This window comes from Paenibacillus sp. CFBP13512, from assembly GCF_005233705.1.
In the GTDB taxonomy this organism is placed as follows: Bacteria; Bacillota; Bacilli; order Paenibacillales; family Paenibacillaceae; genus Saccharibacillus; species Saccharibacillus nuruki.
Window position 1 is genome coordinate 39,628 of record NZ_QGAD01000022.1, and the last position, 16,698, is coordinate 56,325.

Here is a 16,698-nt window from a genome sequence, read left to right on the forward strand (position 1 = left end):
AGGCTTTTTTGCGTTTAAAGCATTTGTTCAAATTCATAGATTGACAAGTGAGTATAGCATTGTGTACATTATTGGTTGAACCTGATCACAAATTTGACACAATTTACACGGTAGTACGGGATATTTTTCACAAACTATTCGATCAGAAAGCTATAACTACCTTAGAACATACTTCTCTGCCAAACATTGTGAAATGAATCTCAATCAATTTGAAGGAGTGATTACGATGGAAGCGTTAGCACTGGAAAAGAAAGCAGAACGGGATGCACAGCTCAAGGAACGTCTTTTAGAATTAAAAAAGGAGCGCAATGCTATTATTCTAGCTCATTATTATCAACGGGATGAGATTCAAGAAGTGGCAGATTTCCGTGGCGATTCTTTTTTGTTAGCGCAAAAAGCAGCTCAGACTGAAGCGGATACGATTGTGTTTTGTGGAGTTCACTTTATGGGTGAAAGTGCTAAAATTCTAGCACCTAACAAAACAGTGATTATCCCTGATGAGCGGGCAGGTTGTCCAATGGCAGATATGGTCAATGTAGATGGTCTGCGTCGATTAAAAGAAAAACATCCTAATGCTAAAGTGGTTACTTATATTAATTCATCTGCTGAGATCAAAGCAGAAACAGATATCTGCTGTACTTCGGCAAATGCGGTGAAAGTCATTCAGTCTGTTGATTCCGACGAAATCATTTGGGTTCCTGATAAAAATTTAGGGCACTATGTACAACAGCATACCGATAAAAAGATGATTATCTGGGAAGGATATTGTAATACCCATGATATGTTGACGGTCAAAGACGTAATGGAAATGAAAGCGAAACATCCTCATTCTGAATTTGTTGTTCATCCTGAATGTCGGCCAGATGTTGTTGCTTTAGGTGACTTTGTAGGTAGCACAACAGCGATTATCAAATATTGCAAAGAATCGCCTTGTCAGGAGTTTATTGTAGGGACAGAAGATGGTACAGGTTATCAGCTTCGCAAAGACAGCCCTGATAAAACATTTCGCTTTGCTAGCAAATATTTAGTATGCCCTAATATGAAAGTGAACAATTTAAAAAAATTAGTCAATTGCTTAGAGCAGATGAAACCTCAAATCTATGTACCACCTGCTGTTGCTGATCAAGCTCGTGTTTCTTTGGAACGTATGCTACAAGTATCTTCATCTTGAACGATTGAGAGGGAACAGATTATGATTCCAAATTGCCTGATAGATTATCATCTGAGTGAATATATTCACAAACAAGTCGATGTTATTATTATAGGTTCAGGAATTGCAGGATTGTTTGCTGCTATTTCGGCAAGTGAATATAAGCACGTTCTTATGATCACAAAGAAATCATTATTAGACAGTAATACTCGTTATGCTCAAGGCGGGATTGCAGCGGTGATAGCAGCAGATGATTCTCCTCTTTATCACCGTCAAGATACATTGCTTGCAGGAGCTGGTCTTTGTTCCTCGTCTGCCGTAGATGTGCTTGTGCAAGAAGGCCCAGCAGGTGTACAGGAACTGATTCGTCTAGGCACTTTATTTGATACGATTGACGGACAATTGGAGTTAACACGAGAAGGGGCTCATAGTCATCGCCGTATTTTACATGCAAATGGGGATTCTACAGGATATGAGATTGTTAGAGCATTATCTCAGCATGTGGCTGAACATCCACGTATTGAAGTTTGGGATGAGCATTTGGCAATTGATCTAGTCACGCATCACAATGAATGTACAGGCGTCATCGTAAAGCAACCAGATGATCGTCTCATCTATGTCCAAGCAGAAGCGACTGTGATCTGTTCAGGAGGTAGTGGACAGCTATATCAATATACGACGAATCCTGATGTGGCTACAGGTGATGGAGTGGCGATGGCTTACCGCGCAGGAGCACAGGTACGAGATATGGAATTTATTCAATTTCATCCGACTGCTTTATGTTATCCAGGTGCACCGCGATTTCTGATCTCAGAAGCATTACGCGGCGAAGGAGCTATTTTGCGTAATCATACAGGTGAAGCTTTTATGGCAAATTACCATCTGTTAAAAGAACTGGCACCTCGAGATATCGTAGCTAGAGCGATCATCAGTGAAATGGAAAAAGAAGAAAGTACTTGTGTCTATCTGGATATCACACATGAGTCTGAAGAGACATTGAAACGCCGTTTTCCTACTATTTTTGCAACCTGTATGAGTTATGGATTAAATATAGCTCAAGACTGGATTCCTGTGGCACCTGCGGCTCATTATATGATGGGCGGTATCAAAACCGATCTTCAAGGAGCAAGTAGTGTGCAGCGATTATTTGCTTGTGGTGAAGTCTCTTCTACAGGTATTCATGGGGCAAATCGATTAGCAAGTAATTCATTATCCGAAGCGATTGTTTTTGGCAAACGGGTAGTTCAGCAAATTCTTCAACTACCTCCACTGGTTGAACCCGAGCAAGAATCCTCTTTATCAGCAAAAGATATGCTTTCTTATGATAAGAATGTACCTGAATTCACAAACTCTGCCGAACAATGGATCAGTTGGCGCTTAGAACTCCAACAGATTATGGGACAGTACGCTGGACTTCGTCGTACCTCTGTATCTCTTCAAGAAGGCTTAACTAAGCTTGAAGAATTAGGGATTATTTTTGAATATCCAATGAATACAAAGGAAGCTATCGAGCTGTCCAATATGTTGACATGTGCTTTGCTTGTGATGCGTTCAGCATTGTATCGGGAAGAAAGTCGTGGCGGACATTATCGAGAAGATTTTCCAGAGCGTAATGATACAGATTGGCAACAGCATATTGTGCAACAGATTCATCAAGGGCTAACAAAGGAGAGTAGTGATGATGTTTAACGGATACGAAGACAATCTAATACAATGGATCAAATTATGGCTAAACGAAGATGTAGGCGCTGGAGATATCACTACAGCAACCACAGTTCCACAAGGACATAGCAGTCGCGCTGTTATTCATGCTAAGCAAGATGGAATACTTGCGGGGCTCCCGGTAGCGGAGTTAGTATTTCGCACAGTTCATCCTGATCTGAAGTTTCAACCTATCGCTCAAGAAGGACAAAAGCTACACAAAGGTGATATCATTGCAGAAGTAGAAGGCAGTACACACCATCTACTGACAGGAGAACGTCTAGCACTTAATTTATTGCAACGGATGTCGGGGATCGCTACTCGTACTCGTGAATATGTAGATGCTATTCAAGATTTGCCGGTAAGATTGGTAGATACACGTAAGACCACACCGGGACATCGTATGCTTGAGAAATATGCTGTACGTATTGGTGGCGGACATAATCATCGTTTTGGACTTTATGATGCTGTGATGATTAAAGATAATCATATCAAAGCAGCAGGCGGAATCACCGAAGCGGTCAACTCAGCTCGTCACCAGATTCCGCACACAATGACGATTGAAGTCGAGACTGAAAGTATAGAACAAGTACAAGAAGCTTTGACTGTTGGAGCAGATATCATTATGCTTGATAATATGTCACCAGAACGTATGCAAGAAGCAGTGCATATGATTCGTGAGCAAGCTCCGCATGTCAAAATTGAAGCATCGGGCAATGTATCGTTAAACACAATTTATAACTTAGCAGCCACAGGCGTTGATATTATATCTGTAGGACGACTGACGTATTCTTTTGAAAATCTGGATATTAGTCTGGATTTGGGTGCGAAGAAAGGGGAGTGACGCACTTTGATAGTTGTGATTGATATTGGAAATACGAATATCGTGTTGGGCGTATATCAAGGAGAACAATTGCTTCATCATTTCCGTATCAATACGAATCGTCAAGCTACACCGGATGAATATGGAGTGATGGTGCATAACCTTTTTCAGATGTCCAATATTGTGATTGATCATATTCAAGGAATTATTATTTCTTCTGTTGTGCCTCCAATTATGAACACGCTAGAAGAAATGTGTAGAAAATATTTACATCATACTCCTATGATTGTCGGACCGGGCATACGCACCGGTCTGAACTTGCGTTATGAGAACCCACGCGAAGTGGGAGCAGATCGGATTGTTAACGCAGTAGCCGCTGTTGCAAAATACGGTGGTCCTGTCATTGTTGTTGATTTTGGTACAGCGACTACATTTGATTGTATTGACAGTAAAGGTGATTATCTAGGCGGCGCAATCGTCCCTGGAATTGGGATTTCTACAGAAGCTTTGTATCGACGAGCTTCCAAGTTACCGAATATTGAATTAGAGAAACCTAAAAAAGTCATCGGACGTAATACCGTTCATGCCATGCAATCTGGTATTATATATGGATACGCTGGACAAGTGGATGGAATCGTCAAACGAATTCATGCTGAAATGGGCGTGATTGGTAAAGTCGTGGCTACTGGTGGTTTGGCAGAACTGATTTCCAGTGAAACCGAAACGGTCGATGAAGTGAATCCGATGCTTACACTTGAAGGATTGCGTTTGATTTATGAGCGTAATGTAATAACCACAACGATAGACAAAACTTTTGGCACGCCTAAAGCGTCTAAATAAAAATAGAAGAACCATGCTCATTGGAAAATACAGCAAGAGCAACGAGAGGAGCCATTACAAATGGAAAATCAACAACACACAAAACCGGACCTTGTCGTCCGTGGTATAGCATTAGGTGGTAAAGTACGTGCATTTGCTATTCGCTCTACTCATTTAGTCGAGGAAGCACGTCAACGTCATGATACATGGCCTACAGCAACAGCAGCAATGGGTCGTACGCTAACAACAGCTGCAATGATGGGTGCCATGCTTAAAGGCGAAGAAAAATTAACATTACAAGTAAAAGGTGACGGCCCGATCGGTCAGATTGTAGCGGATGCTAATGCCAAAGGCGAAGTTCGTGGATATGTCGATCATCCACATGTTCATTTGCCAAGTAATGCGATGGGTAAATTGGATGTAGCAGGAGCAGTAGGTACTGAAGGCTTTGTATATGTAATCAAAGATTTGGGACTTAAAGATCCTTATCGTGGAAGTGTGCCGATTATTTCAGGAGAGCTAGGCGAAGATTTCACGTACTATTTTGCGAAGTCTGAACAGACTCCATCTGCGGTAGGTATTGGCGTACTTGTAGATACAGACAACTCTGTTATTGTAGCCGGCGGATTTATTATTCAATTGTTACCCGGTCTTACCGATGCAGAAATTGACCAAATCGAACAATCGATCAGCACGTTGCCACCTGTAACGACTCTTTTAGCAGAAGGATTAGAGTTAGAAGAACTGTTACGCCGTGTTGTGCCTGATGCTCAAGTGATGGAAACATCAGATGTGCGATTCTATTGCCCTTGTTCTCGTGAACGTGTAGAACAGACGTTGATGAGTCTAGGCGAATATGAATTGACGCAATTGATCGAAGAAGATGGACAAGCAGAAGTAGTATGTCATTTCTGCGGTGAAAAGCATTTATTCGATCGTCAAGATCTGGAATCTATTCTTGCTGAAGCTAAAAGTTAAGGAATACGAAATATATGACTAGAGGCAGATCACCTGTATGGACAGCCGTCTTGGTCTTATTATCTGTAATTATTATGCTGCTCGGTGCCTTTTGGGTGATCCGGGCAGTTCAACATTCTAGCTCTTCTACAGTAGCGATGGTAGGTAATGAGTCGATCAGTGAACAAGAATGGGTTAATGAATTGAAGCGAAGATATGGCAAAGAAATTTTGACACAAATGCTGAATCATCAAGCGGTCAAGCTTGAAGTGCAAGTACGCCATATCGCAGTTACTGAAGAAGAGATTCAAGATGATCTAGCAGAGCGTATTAGCGGATATTCTTCACCAGCAGACTTTTATCAAGAAATGAATACTCAATTTGGATTAAGTGCAGATGATCTGAGACAAGAATCTGAATATCAGATTGAACTGGAAAAGATCGCTACAGCAGATATCAAAATTACAGATGCAGAAGTGGATGCGTACTTGAAGCAATACGAACAATCGATGCAAAAACATCAATTTGATTTGGCGTGGATTGAATTAGACACTGAAGAATCAGCGCAACAAGCGATAGAACGTATCGATCAAGGAGAAGTGTTCTCCTCAGTTGCACAATCGATGTCAGTGGATACATTTTCAGCACCACAAGGAGGAGCACTTGGATGGATCGATCAAGATGATCCTTTTCAACCACCTGAATTGTTAAAAGCTATTCACGATATGCAAGCAGGTGATGTTGTTGGACCGATTGCATTAAGTACAGGTCATTATGCGATTGTACAAGTCACCGATATTCGTCCAGCTCCTTCTGCCAAGCAGAGCATGAGCCGGGAGACTGCAAGACGCAAAATTGCTCTAGGACAAGCCAAACCTTTAAATGAAATTGAGCAACAATTAAGAGAAAAATATAATGCGTACATTTTATCTGTGGCAGAATAAAATATTTATTCAATCTTAGCGATTTCGTGTTATTTTTGCTAAATGCTAGATTGACAACGCTGTGACAGATTGATAATATAAAAGTATATTAAAACCTACTATTTTACTCGGAATAGCGTAGATTAGACATATAGAATAGAGTTCGTATTCACAGCTACGTTCTATCATTTGAAGGAGGGCTATAGGCATGGCAAAAGTCGTCAATAACATCACAGAACTTATCGGAGGAACACCGCTAGTTAAGTTGAATAGTATCGTTCCTGAAGGAAGCGCAGATATCTATCTGAAGCTTGAATATCAGAATCCGGGTTCCAGTGTCAAAGACCGAATTGCAATCAGCATCGTAGAAGAAGCGGAAAAACAAGGTTTACTCAAACCTGGTGGTACGATTGTTGAAGCAACTAGTGGTAACACAGGTATTGGACTAGCTATGGTCGCTGCTGCTAAAGGATATAAATGTGTAATTGTAATGCCTGAGACAATGAGCATAGAGCGTCGCAATTTGCTGCGTGCATATGGAGCAGAATTGGTTCTTACTCCTGGATCAGAAGGTATGAATGGAGCAGTCAAAAAAGCAGAAACGATTTTGAGTGAAAATCCAGATTACTTTATTGCAGAACAATTTAAAAATAAAGCGAATGTTAAAATTCACCGTGAAACAACAGGCCCTGAAATTGTAGAAGCGATCGGTTCGATCGGTGGAACATTGGACGCTTTTGTAGCAGGTATCGGTACAGGTGGTACTATCTCTGGTGCGGGTGAAGTTTTGAAAGAATCTTTCCCAGAGATCAAAATTTATGCAGTAGAACCAGCAGCTTCTCCTATTTTGGCAGGTGGTCAACCAGGCCCTCACAAAATTCAAGGAATCGGCGCTAACTTTATTCCTGAAATTTTGAACCAAAACATTTACGATGAAATTATTCATGTTGAAAATGAAGAAGCCTTTGAATGGGCTCGTCGTGTAGCCAAAGAAGAAGGGATTCTTACAGGTATTTCTTCCGGTGCAGCGATCAAAGCCGCTCTTCAAGTGGCTAAAGAGTTAGGTACAGGTAAACGTGTCGTTGTGATTATCGCAAGTAACGGTGAACGTTACCTTAGTACACCGCTATACAACTTCGAATCGTAATTAGAACTATCGGATGATCTACAGTATCTTTATTGATATGAAGATGTTTCCGTATTGAGATCAAGTTGTATGATACACTGATCTTTTGTTCTAAGATGTTATATTCGAATATATATGGATCTCAAGCTTCTACCTTTGTCTACACGGCATAAGGCTAGAAGCTTTTTTATATTCCGCATCTTCTCATTCGATCCATGCTTTAGTATACTAACGACAATGAATAGATCATCAGGTTGGAGGAAGATCGATTGACCAAAGTATATACATCATTTCAACAATGGACAGACTGGCAAGCAGAAGGATACACCCAACTGCCTTATATCGTTCGTATCCCGTTAGAAGATCAACTTTTACCGGATAGCTGGGAACAATTGTGGCAAGAAGAGATGCCTTATTCTTTTGTATTGGAAAATGGGAAAAGTGGCAGATACAGTTATGTTGGACTTTCTCCTGTATCTATACTCAGTGGTCAAGATCAGCAAGCACATATTCGAAAGTCCACAGATACCACTCCTGTTTTGGCTATACCGAATGCACAACCTGAATATATAACCGATGCCTCTTATACAGGCAAGCCTTTAGATATATTACGAACATGGATGTCGACCGATCGTGCTCCTAAATTACCAGAAGTGCCTCCATTTACAGGAGGGTGTGTTGGCTTTCTAAGTTACGATGTCGCTCGTTCTTTAGAAAAACTACCTGATCATCTAAGCAATGATCTAGAAATGCCGGATTATCTATGGATGAAATTTAACCAAATTTGGGTGATTGATCATACAGATAAGCAGTTGTACTGTTGTGTCCATACCTCTATAGGTAAAAGTACAGATCATCAATCTTCGTATAATCATGCAGCTACATGCGCAACGCAGATGGCAGAGCAGTGGCAGAGCATTCTACAACAAGCTCAAGCATCATCGACAATAGCACGTAAGCAATTTCTAACAGAACATCCAATAGCATTAACCGATTCACGTACGGATGGGTATGGATTTGAGACCGAATTTGATCAGATTCAATTTGAAAAAGCGGTGCAAACGATTCAGGAGTATATCCGTCAGGGTGATGTATTTCAAGTCAATTTGTCTTTACGCAGTCATCGACCTTTAGCTTCGACACCAGAATCGGTGTATGAATGGCTTCGTTTAACCAATCCGTCTCCATATATGGGATTGCTACGTACACCTGATTTTTATTTAGTATCGGCTTCACCCGAATTATTGGTACGTGTTGTAGATGGCAAAGTCTCTGCACGACCGATAGCAGGTACAAGGCGTAGAGGTACAACTGAAATTGAAGATCAAGCGATGGAAGACGATCTTTTATCTAATGAAAAAGAACGTGCCGAACATATTATGCTGGTCGATCTTCAGCGTAATGATCTCGGACGAATCGCCAAATACGGTACAGTACGTGTGCCTGAACTGATGACGATCGAACGTTATTCTCATGTGATGCATTTAGTCTCCGGAGTCGAAGGTGAACTAGCCGAGTCCAAAGATGTGTATGATGTTATCGCTGCTGTATTTCCCGGTGGAACAATTACTGGCGCACCGAAAGTGCGTACGATGGAAATTATTGAAGAATTAGAACAGACTCGTCGTGATGCGTATACAGGTTCGATGGGCTGGATTGACTATAATGGTAATATGGAATTAAATATTATTATTAGAACATTAACGGTCAAAGACCATATAGCGTATATGCAAGCAGGTGCAGGTGTGGTGATCGATTCGGAACCGTATCGCGAATATCGCGAATGTTTTAACAAATCGAGAGCGATGGCAAGAGCAGTTATGTTAAGTGAGCAATACGATCAAGTGCAAGCAGAGAAAGGGAGAATATAATGATACTCGTTATAGATAACTACGATTCATTTACGTATAATCTTGTTCAATATTTAGGCGAATTGGGTGAAGAGGTTGTTGTTCGTCGCAATGATGAGATCGATATGGCGGGTATTCGTACAATGGCACCCGATCATATTCTATTATCCCCGGGTCCATGTACACCGACAGAAGCAGGCATTACTTTAGACGTAATCAACCATTTCAAAGGCGATATTCCGATCTTCGGTGTTTGTCTGGGTCATCAAGCGATTGGTCAAGCTTTTGGAGGCAATGTTATTCGCGCAGAGCGATTAATGCATGGTAAGACGTCACCTATTTTGCATGATAAGAAATCTGTTTTTGAGAATCTACCTTCTCCATTTACTGCGACTCGTTATCATTCATTGATCGTGGAACGTGAAAGTCTACCGGATTGTTTAGAAATTACAGCGGAGACAGCGGAAGGCGAAATTATGGGTCTACGTCATAAAGAATATGCAGTCGAAGGTGTGCAATTCCATCCTGAATCGATTGTGACCGATCATGGACATGAAATGTTGCGTAGCTTTTTGAGTCGTAAAGTAGATAAAGCACCCACATTATGAAATATGTATCATTAAACGGACAAGTTATTGCTACAGATCAAGCCGTGGTCTCTGTCATGGATCACGGTTTTTTGTATGGAATGGGATTGTTTGAGACGTTTCGTACTTATAATGGACAGCCTTTTTTACTGAATCAACATTTAAGCCGACTAGCTAATAGCTGTGAGTCGCTCGAAATCATGTGGAACGAATCGGTAGATCAGGTGCAAAATCAGATTCGAGATCTCATGTATGCTAATGAATTAACAGAGGCGTACATTCGGTATACCGTTTCAGCAGGAACCGATATATTAGGTTTGCCTTCTGGAGCCTATGAGCAACCGAATATCATTATATATGCCAAATCATTACCTCCAGCACGTCCTGATTCAATGTCGCTTATCGATCATCTATATAGTCATAGCAAGTCATTACGTCGCTTACACACATTACGAAACACACCAGAAGGCGATATTCGTTTTAAGTCACTCCATTATATGAATAGTATTTTGGGCAAACGCGAATTGATGCAATATCAAGATCATCCATCTACGGCTGTAGAAGGGCTAATGCTGACCAAAGAACAACATATAGCAGAAGGTATTGTAAGCAATCTCTTTTTTGTGAAAAATCAGCAACTGTATACGCCTGCTATAGATACAGGCATACTACCCGGCATTACACGCGCTTTTGTTATCCAATTAGCTATGGCAGCAGGTATTGTTGTGCATGAAGGTCATTATACATGGGAGCATTTACTTGAAGCAGATGAAATATTTTTAACCAATTCAGTTCAAGAAATTGTTCCTGTAAAGCAATTATTAGAAGATACAGTAACGTATGAGGTTCCTCATGATCTTTCCCATTCAATGACTTTGCAATTAGCTTACGCTTATCTTAAGGAGGCTTATCAGCAGTGAAACAGCCTATACGCTATAAAAGAACATACGATTTGGGTTCGACCAACTTAACACTTGGAGATACAACATTAATAATGGGCATTTTGAATGTCACTCCAGATTCTTTTTCAGATGGAGGACAATATACATTAGTAGAGCGAGCTGTTGAACATGCTTTGCAAATGATGCAAGACGGAGCAGATCTGATTGATATTGGCGGCGAATCCACTCGTCCCGGACATGACCCCGTATCGACAGAGCAAGAGTTAGAACGTGTAATTCCTATTATTGAAGCTTTGCATCGTCAAGCTCCCCATATTCCATTATCAATAGACACCTACAAAGCAGAAGTGGCTAAGCAAGCACTGCAAGCCGGAGCACATATCATTAATGATGTTTGGGGCGGACAAGCTGACCCTCTGCTGGTACAAGTAGCTGCTACTGCCCAATGTCCGATTATTTTAATGCATAATCGAGATAACATGGATTATACCGATCTGGTATCTGATATTCGTCATGATCTTCAGGCTTGTATCGATCATGCTCTGCAAGCAGGAGTCCAAGCTGAACATATCATTTTAGATCCGGGTATCGGATTTGCCAAAACAGCGCAACACAATTTACAACTAATGTCGCAACTCGATCAACTATCTTCACTAGGCTATCCATTATTATTAGGAACATCTCGCAAAAAGTTTATTCGGACAGTACTTGATCTACCTGCTAACGATGTAGTTGAAGGAACAACAGCTACCACTGCTTTTGGGATTGCTCAAGGCTGTCAGATTATACGTGTGCATGATATTAAGCAGAATAAGCGGATGGCGATGATGTGTGATGCGATGCTAGAGTCTACCATCAATCAATAGAAGTTAACCAATGAAATAAGATATACAGGAGGATAAATAATCAATGGATAAAATGATTCTAACACGGATGGAATATTACGGTTATCATGGTGTTTTTGAAGAAGAACGTAGATTAGGTCAACGTTTTTATGTCGATTTAGAATTAGAAATGGATCTGGCAACTGCTGGACAGACCGACGATCTTAGCACAACGATCAACTACGCTGAAATTCATGAAAAAGTAAAACAAATCGTCGAAAAGCAGTCTTTTAAATTGATTGAAGCTCTGGCAGAATGTATTGCATCCTCTTTACTGGACGCTTATACTGGGGTACATGCACTAACTGTTAGAGTAACCAAGCCTCATCCACCGTTTGATATTCATTTTCAAGGCGTTACTGTGGAATTGCGGCGTACACGAAAGTGAGAGTCGGTCATGAAGTCATCTGTTCCCTCTGAATATTCAGAGGCTTATATTGCTTTAGGCGCTAATTTGGGCGATCGTGAGCAGACCTTAACAGAAGCTATACAGATGCTTGGTGATCATTCCGATATAGAGATTGTTCGTTGTTCAGGTCTGTATGAGACAGCACCGGTCGGGTATATCGATCAACCTTCTTTTTTAAATATGGTATTAAGGTTACGTACCACATTAGAACCGGAACCGTTATTAATGAGCATGTTGGATGTTGAGAATAAGTTAGGTAGGGTACGAGATATTCGCTGGGGCCCACGTACAGTCGATCTCGATTTACTATGGATGGATCATCAACAATTGCATACCGAGCGTTTAGAGTTACCTCATCCACGGATGAACGAACGTGCTTTTGTACTGGCGCCATTAGCAGAAATAGTATCCTCTGATCAGCACCCCGAGTTATTTTATTCGGTTCAGCAATCGCTACAGCTTATTGAAGCCGAACAACAAGGAATTCACTATGTCAAAGCTTTTACTATGCCCTTTAATTCAAAATTAAAATAAATATACAGATTATAAAATCTGTTGTTTGATACAGGGAATCAGTCGCTTGTTTGCATGCTACATTATGGATAGAGATACAAGGAGTGAACCCGAATGTTAAAAATCGGTGATATAGAAATGAAAAATCAGGTCGTACTCGCACCTATGGCTGGAGTATGTAATCCTGCTTTCCGTTTAATAGCCAAAGAATTTGGTACAGGTCTAGTCTGTGCTGAAATGGTAAGTGATAAAGCCATCTTGAATGGTAATAAGCGTACACACGAAATGTTATTTGTGGATGAGCGCGAGAAGCCGCTAAGTCTACAAATTTTTGGAGGAGATCGTGAATCTCTAGTTGCAGCTGCCAAAGTGGTGGATCAAGATACCAATGCAGATATTATTGATATCAATATGGGTTGCCCGGCTCCCAAAATTAACAAAAGTGATGCAGGAGCCAAATGGCTACTTGATCCGAATAAAATCAATGAAATGGTCGCTGCTGTAGTTGCTAATGTAAGTAAGCCTGTTACCGTTAAAATGCGTATCGGTTGGGATAGTGATCATATCTTCGTAGTCGATAACGTCAAAGCGGTAGCTGATGCAGGTGGTAAAGCGGTCAGCGTACACGGTCGTACACGTCAACAACTATACACAGGACAAGCTGATTGGTCATATATCAAGCAAGCCAAAGAAGCAGTCTCTATTCCAGTAATCGGTAATGGAGATGTGATTACTCCTGAAGATGCGAAGCGTATGCTGGATACCACAGGTTGTGATGGGGTTATGATCGGACGGGGCGCTCTAGGGAATCCATGGATGTTATACCGTACCATCGAATACCTTAAGACCGGTCAATTACTATCCGAGCCAACCGCAGAAGAGAAAATCAGAATAGCGATTTTGCATATGGATCGTTTGATTGATCTCAAAGGGGAACATGTGGCTGTGAGAGAAATGCGTAAGCATCTTTCTTGGTATTTAAAAGGAATCAAAGGATCAGCCAAAATCAAAGATTCTATTATGGAAGAAGTAAAGCGTGACGAAATGGTACAGATTTTGCACAACTTCTTAGAAGGACTTCCTGTAGGTGAGCTAAGTTCTCCGGGGAATGAAATCGAAGAAGCAGAGCAAGTATGTAGCATCTAAATGATCGTCATAGGTATAAATAATAAAGGCAGGATACAGTGTTTAATACTGCTCCTGCCTTTTTATTGACATTTCGTAATCATTCCCATATACTTTTTCAGTATAAATTTGCCTGAACTAAAGGTTTAGATACAGTAATTAAGCCTCTTTGGGGAATCCCTATTGCAATCATCATTTCGACAAGAAACCCCGAAGCGCGATGAGCGAAAATTATTCACATGACAGGAGAATCGGTTGAGATGAGCGACAAAGAAGTCATTTTAACACAGGACGGTCTGAAGAAGCTGGAAGACGAGCTAGAAATGCTTAAATCTGTAAAAAGACGTGAAGTAGCAGAACGGATCAAAGTTGCTATCGGGTACGGTGATATTAGTGAGAACTCTGAATACGAAGATGCTAAGAACGAACAAGCATTTATCGAGGGACGCATTATTACACTTGAAAAGTTGCTACGCAACGCTCGTATTATCAATAGTGATGAGATCGTTACTAATATCGTAAGTATTGGTGCTACTGTTATTGTAGAAGATATGGAATTTGGCGACACAATGGAATATACCATTGTAGGTAGTGCTGAATCTAACCCTTCACAGAATAAGATTTCGAATGAAAGCCCTGTAGGTAAAGCTATTCTTGGTAAGCAAAAAGGAACAACCGTTGATGTTAGCGTTCCTGCTGGCGGTGTGATCCAGTACAAAATTCTTGAAATCAAAAAATAAGATTGTCTTATGTACGTTAAGATAAGTAGATCGTATTTATGTTATATCCTATGAAAAAGCTTCCTTTGGGAAGCTTTTTTCTTGAAATGAATACGAAATATATGGACATTTCGCAAAGGTTAAGCAGATATTATCAGTTAAAATCGTTTTATAGATTTATGAATACTGCCAAATCAGTTACACTATACTCATAGTGTATATTTCATAGCCTGTATGTAACGCGATTAATAGATATGAAATATAGCCAACAGGTATTACTTTGAAGGAGTTGAAGTTCAGCAATGTCTGAAGAAAATGTAAACCCCAATCCAGAAGAGATGGATAACGAAAACGAAATAAGTGAGCTATTGCAGATACGTAGAGACAAATTAGACGAGTTACGCGGTCTAGGTATTGATCCATTTGGTCAAAAGTATGTACGTACTTCTACAGCAGCAGACGTTATTAGTGAGTATGATAGTTTGACCAAAGAAGAACTAGAAGAAAAAAGTATCACAGTAAGTTTAGCAGGACGTATTATGGCTAAACGTGGTATGGGTAAAGCAAGCTTTGCACATATTCAAGATTTAAGCGGACGTATTCAAATCTATGTTCGTCAAGACAGCACGCCAGAAGTGAAGTACCAAGCGTTCTCTATTCTAGATCTTGGAGATATCGTAGGTGTTACAGGTAAAGTATTCAAAACCAAAACAGGCGAAACTTCTATTAAAGTAAGTGATCTAGAAGTATTGTCCAAATCACTATATCCATTGCCAGAGAAATATCATGGTCTAAAAGACGTTGAATTGCGTTACCGTCAACGTTATGTAGATTTGATTGTGAATCCTGAAGTTCAGCAGTCATTTATCACGCGTTCCCGTATTATTCAATCGATGCGTCGTTATTTGGATTCATTAGGTTATCTAGAAGTGGAAACACCTACACTACACTCTATCGCAGGTGGAGCCGCAGCCAAACCTTTTATCACGCATCATAATGCGCTAGATATGGAACTGTATATGCGTATTGCAATTGAGCTTCACTTGAAACGCTTAATTGTCGGCGGTCTGGAGAAAGTATACGAAATCGGACGCGTATACCGTAATGAAGGAACATCAACGCGCCATAACCCTGAATTCACAATGATTGAATTGTATGAAGCATATGCAGATTACAAAGATATTATGAGTCTAACAGAGAATATGATCGCTCATATCGCTCAAGAAGTACTGGGTACAACACATATTCAATATCAAGGACAAGATATTGATCTAACTCCACAATGGCGTCGCCTGTCTATGGTAGATGCTGTTAAAGAAGTAAAAGGAGTAGACTTTGGCGTACACATGACGAATGAAGAAGCTCATGCACTAGCTAAGGAACATCATGTTAAAGTAGAACCGCATATGACATTCGGTCATATTTTAAATGAGTTCTTTGAACAATTTGTAGAAGAGACATTGATTCAGCCAACCTTTATTACAGGACATCCGGTTGAAATCTCTCCACTTGCTAAACGTAACACAGAAGATCCACGCTTTACAGACCGTTTTGAGCTGTTTGTTGTGGCACGTGAACATGCTAACGCGTTTACAGAGCTTAATGATCCGATTGACCAACGTCAACGTTTCGAAGCACAAATGGTTGAAAAAGAAAAAGGAAACGATGAAGCACATGAAATGGATGATGACTTTATTCGTGCACTAGAATACGGTATGCCGCCTACAGGTGGATTAGGTATCGGTATAGATCGTCTAGTTATGCTGTTAACAGATGCAGCTTCTATCCGTGATGTACTACTATTCCCACATATGCGTAATCGTTCAGCTGAATAAGCTGTTCTTTATAAGTAAGAAGAGATAAAGCTTCATTTCAGTTCATAATGAATAGCAATAGAAAAAGGATCAAGCTGGTCTAGCTTAACGACTAGCTTGATCCTTTTTTATGTAAATAGTTGTCATACATATAGTATAGCAGTATATAAATGCATCATCTATTAATTAAACTGTTCAACAATATAAAAAAAGTTTATAGAAAGTGTTGCACTAATGAAAAATATGTGGTATTCTATAAATCCAGTCAACAACTGGCGCCATCGTGTGCAAGACAGGTTGTGAGAACAACTTAAAAAACTTTTTCAAAAAAAGTGCTTGCCAAGTGGTTGGAAACATGATATGATATAAAAGTTGTCACCGAGAAACACAGACAAC

General features: G+C 40.4%; 16 protein-coding genes. All 16 read left to right on the plus strand.

What is annotated here, in order from left to right; genetic code table 11:
* Nucleotides 1-226 precede the first annotated feature (226 nt).
* The 16 genes from nadA (at nucleotide 227) to lysS (ending at nucleotide 16,323) form a co-directional block, all read left to right on the plus strand.
* A complete protein-coding gene (gene nadA, locus PaeCFBP13512_RS20825) occupies nucleotides 227-1,171 on the plus strand; it encodes a quinolinate synthase NadA (RefSeq protein WP_137225690.1) in 945 nt (314 codons plus the stop codon).
* Between the two features lie 21 nt (nucleotides 1,172-1,192).
* A complete protein-coding gene (nadB, locus tag PaeCFBP13512_RS20830) occupies nucleotides 1,193-2,839 on the plus strand; it encodes an L-aspartate oxidase (RefSeq protein WP_137225692.1) in 1,647 nt (548 codons plus the stop codon).
* Complete coding sequence (gene nadC, locus PaeCFBP13512_RS20835; protein ID WP_137225694.1) at nucleotides 2,829-3,695, plus strand: carboxylating nicotinate-nucleotide diphosphorylase; 867 nt, start codon at nucleotides 2,829-2,831, stop codon at nucleotides 3,693-3,695. The genes nadB and nadC overlap by 11 nt, the downstream gene beginning before the upstream one ends.
* 6 nt (nucleotides 3,696-3,701) lie before the next feature.
* The gene (locus PaeCFBP13512_RS20840) at nucleotides 3,702-4,514 is read left to right on the plus strand and encodes a type III pantothenate kinase (RefSeq protein ID WP_137225697.1); all 813 of its coding nucleotides are present in this window, start codon (nucleotides 3,702-3,704) and stop codon (nucleotides 4,512-4,514) included.
* Between the two features lie 60 nt (nucleotides 4,515-4,574).
* A complete protein-coding gene (hslO, locus tag PaeCFBP13512_RS20845; RefSeq protein WP_137225699.1) occupies nucleotides 4,575-5,471 on the plus strand; it encodes an Hsp33 family molecular chaperone HslO in 897 nt (298 codons plus the stop codon).
* A gap of 14 nt (nucleotides 5,472-5,485) precedes the next feature.
* Complete coding sequence (locus PaeCFBP13512_RS20850; RefSeq protein ID WP_137225701.1) at nucleotides 5,486-6,394, plus strand: peptidyl-prolyl cis-trans isomerase; 909 nt, start codon at nucleotides 5,486-5,488, stop codon at nucleotides 6,392-6,394.
* Between the two features lie 187 nt (nucleotides 6,395-6,581).
* A complete protein-coding gene (gene cysK / locus PaeCFBP13512_RS20855) occupies nucleotides 6,582-7,520 on the plus strand; it encodes a cysteine synthase A (RefSeq protein ID WP_069326090.1) in 939 nt (312 codons plus the stop codon).
* Nucleotides 7,521-7,768: 248 nt separating this feature from the next.
* Nucleotides 7,769-9,370, plus strand: coding sequence for an anthranilate synthase component I family protein (locus PaeCFBP13512_RS20860; RefSeq protein ID WP_137225703.1), 1,602 nt, complete (start codon nucleotides 7,769-7,771; stop codon nucleotides 9,368-9,370).
* Nucleotides 9,370-9,957 (plus strand): aminodeoxychorismate/anthranilate synthase component II, encoded by a 588-nt coding sequence (pabA, locus tag PaeCFBP13512_RS20865; protein WP_069326092.1) that lies wholly within the window; start codon nucleotides 9,370-9,372, stop codon nucleotides 9,955-9,957. Before PaeCFBP13512_RS20860 ends, pabA begins: the two co-directional genes overlap by 1 nt.
* Entirely contained in the window at nucleotides 9,954-10,856 is a 903-nt protein-coding gene (pabC, locus tag PaeCFBP13512_RS20870) for an aminodeoxychorismate lyase (RefSeq protein ID WP_137225705.1), read from the plus strand. The genes pabA and pabC overlap by 4 nt, the downstream gene beginning before the upstream one ends.
* Nucleotides 10,853-11,704: a dihydropteroate synthase gene (gene folP, locus PaeCFBP13512_RS20875; protein ID WP_241669446.1), complete on the plus strand. Its 852-nt coding sequence runs from the start codon at nucleotides 10,853-10,855 to the stop codon at nucleotides 11,702-11,704. Before pabC ends, folP begins: the two co-directional genes overlap by 4 nt.
* Before the next feature lie 43 nt (nucleotides 11,705-11,747).
* Complete coding sequence (gene folB / locus PaeCFBP13512_RS20880; RefSeq protein WP_137225707.1) at nucleotides 11,748-12,110, plus strand: dihydroneopterin aldolase; 363 nt, start codon at nucleotides 11,748-11,750, stop codon at nucleotides 12,108-12,110.
* A 9-nt stretch (nucleotides 12,111-12,119) separates the two neighbouring features.
* Nucleotides 12,120-12,665, plus strand: coding sequence for a 2-amino-4-hydroxy-6-hydroxymethyldihydropteridine diphosphokinase (folK, locus tag PaeCFBP13512_RS20885; RefSeq protein WP_137225709.1), 546 nt, complete (start codon nucleotides 12,120-12,122; stop codon nucleotides 12,663-12,665).
* A 93-nt stretch (nucleotides 12,666-12,758) separates the two neighbouring features.
* Entirely contained in the window at nucleotides 12,759-13,790 is a 1,032-nt protein-coding gene (gene dusB / locus PaeCFBP13512_RS20890) for a tRNA dihydrouridine synthase DusB (RefSeq protein WP_069326096.1), read from the plus strand.
* Nucleotides 13,791-14,029: 239 nt separating this feature from the next.
* Complete coding sequence (gene greA / locus PaeCFBP13512_RS20895; RefSeq protein ID WP_069326097.1) at nucleotides 14,030-14,509, plus strand: transcription elongation factor GreA; 480 nt, start codon at nucleotides 14,030-14,032, stop codon at nucleotides 14,507-14,509.
* A 281-nt stretch (nucleotides 14,510-14,790) separates the two neighbouring features.
* Nucleotides 14,791-16,323: a lysine--tRNA ligase gene (gene lysS, locus PaeCFBP13512_RS20900; protein WP_069326098.1), complete on the plus strand. Its 1,533-nt coding sequence runs from the start codon at nucleotides 14,791-14,793 to the stop codon at nucleotides 16,321-16,323.
* Nucleotides 16,324-16,698 lie beyond the last annotated feature (375 nt).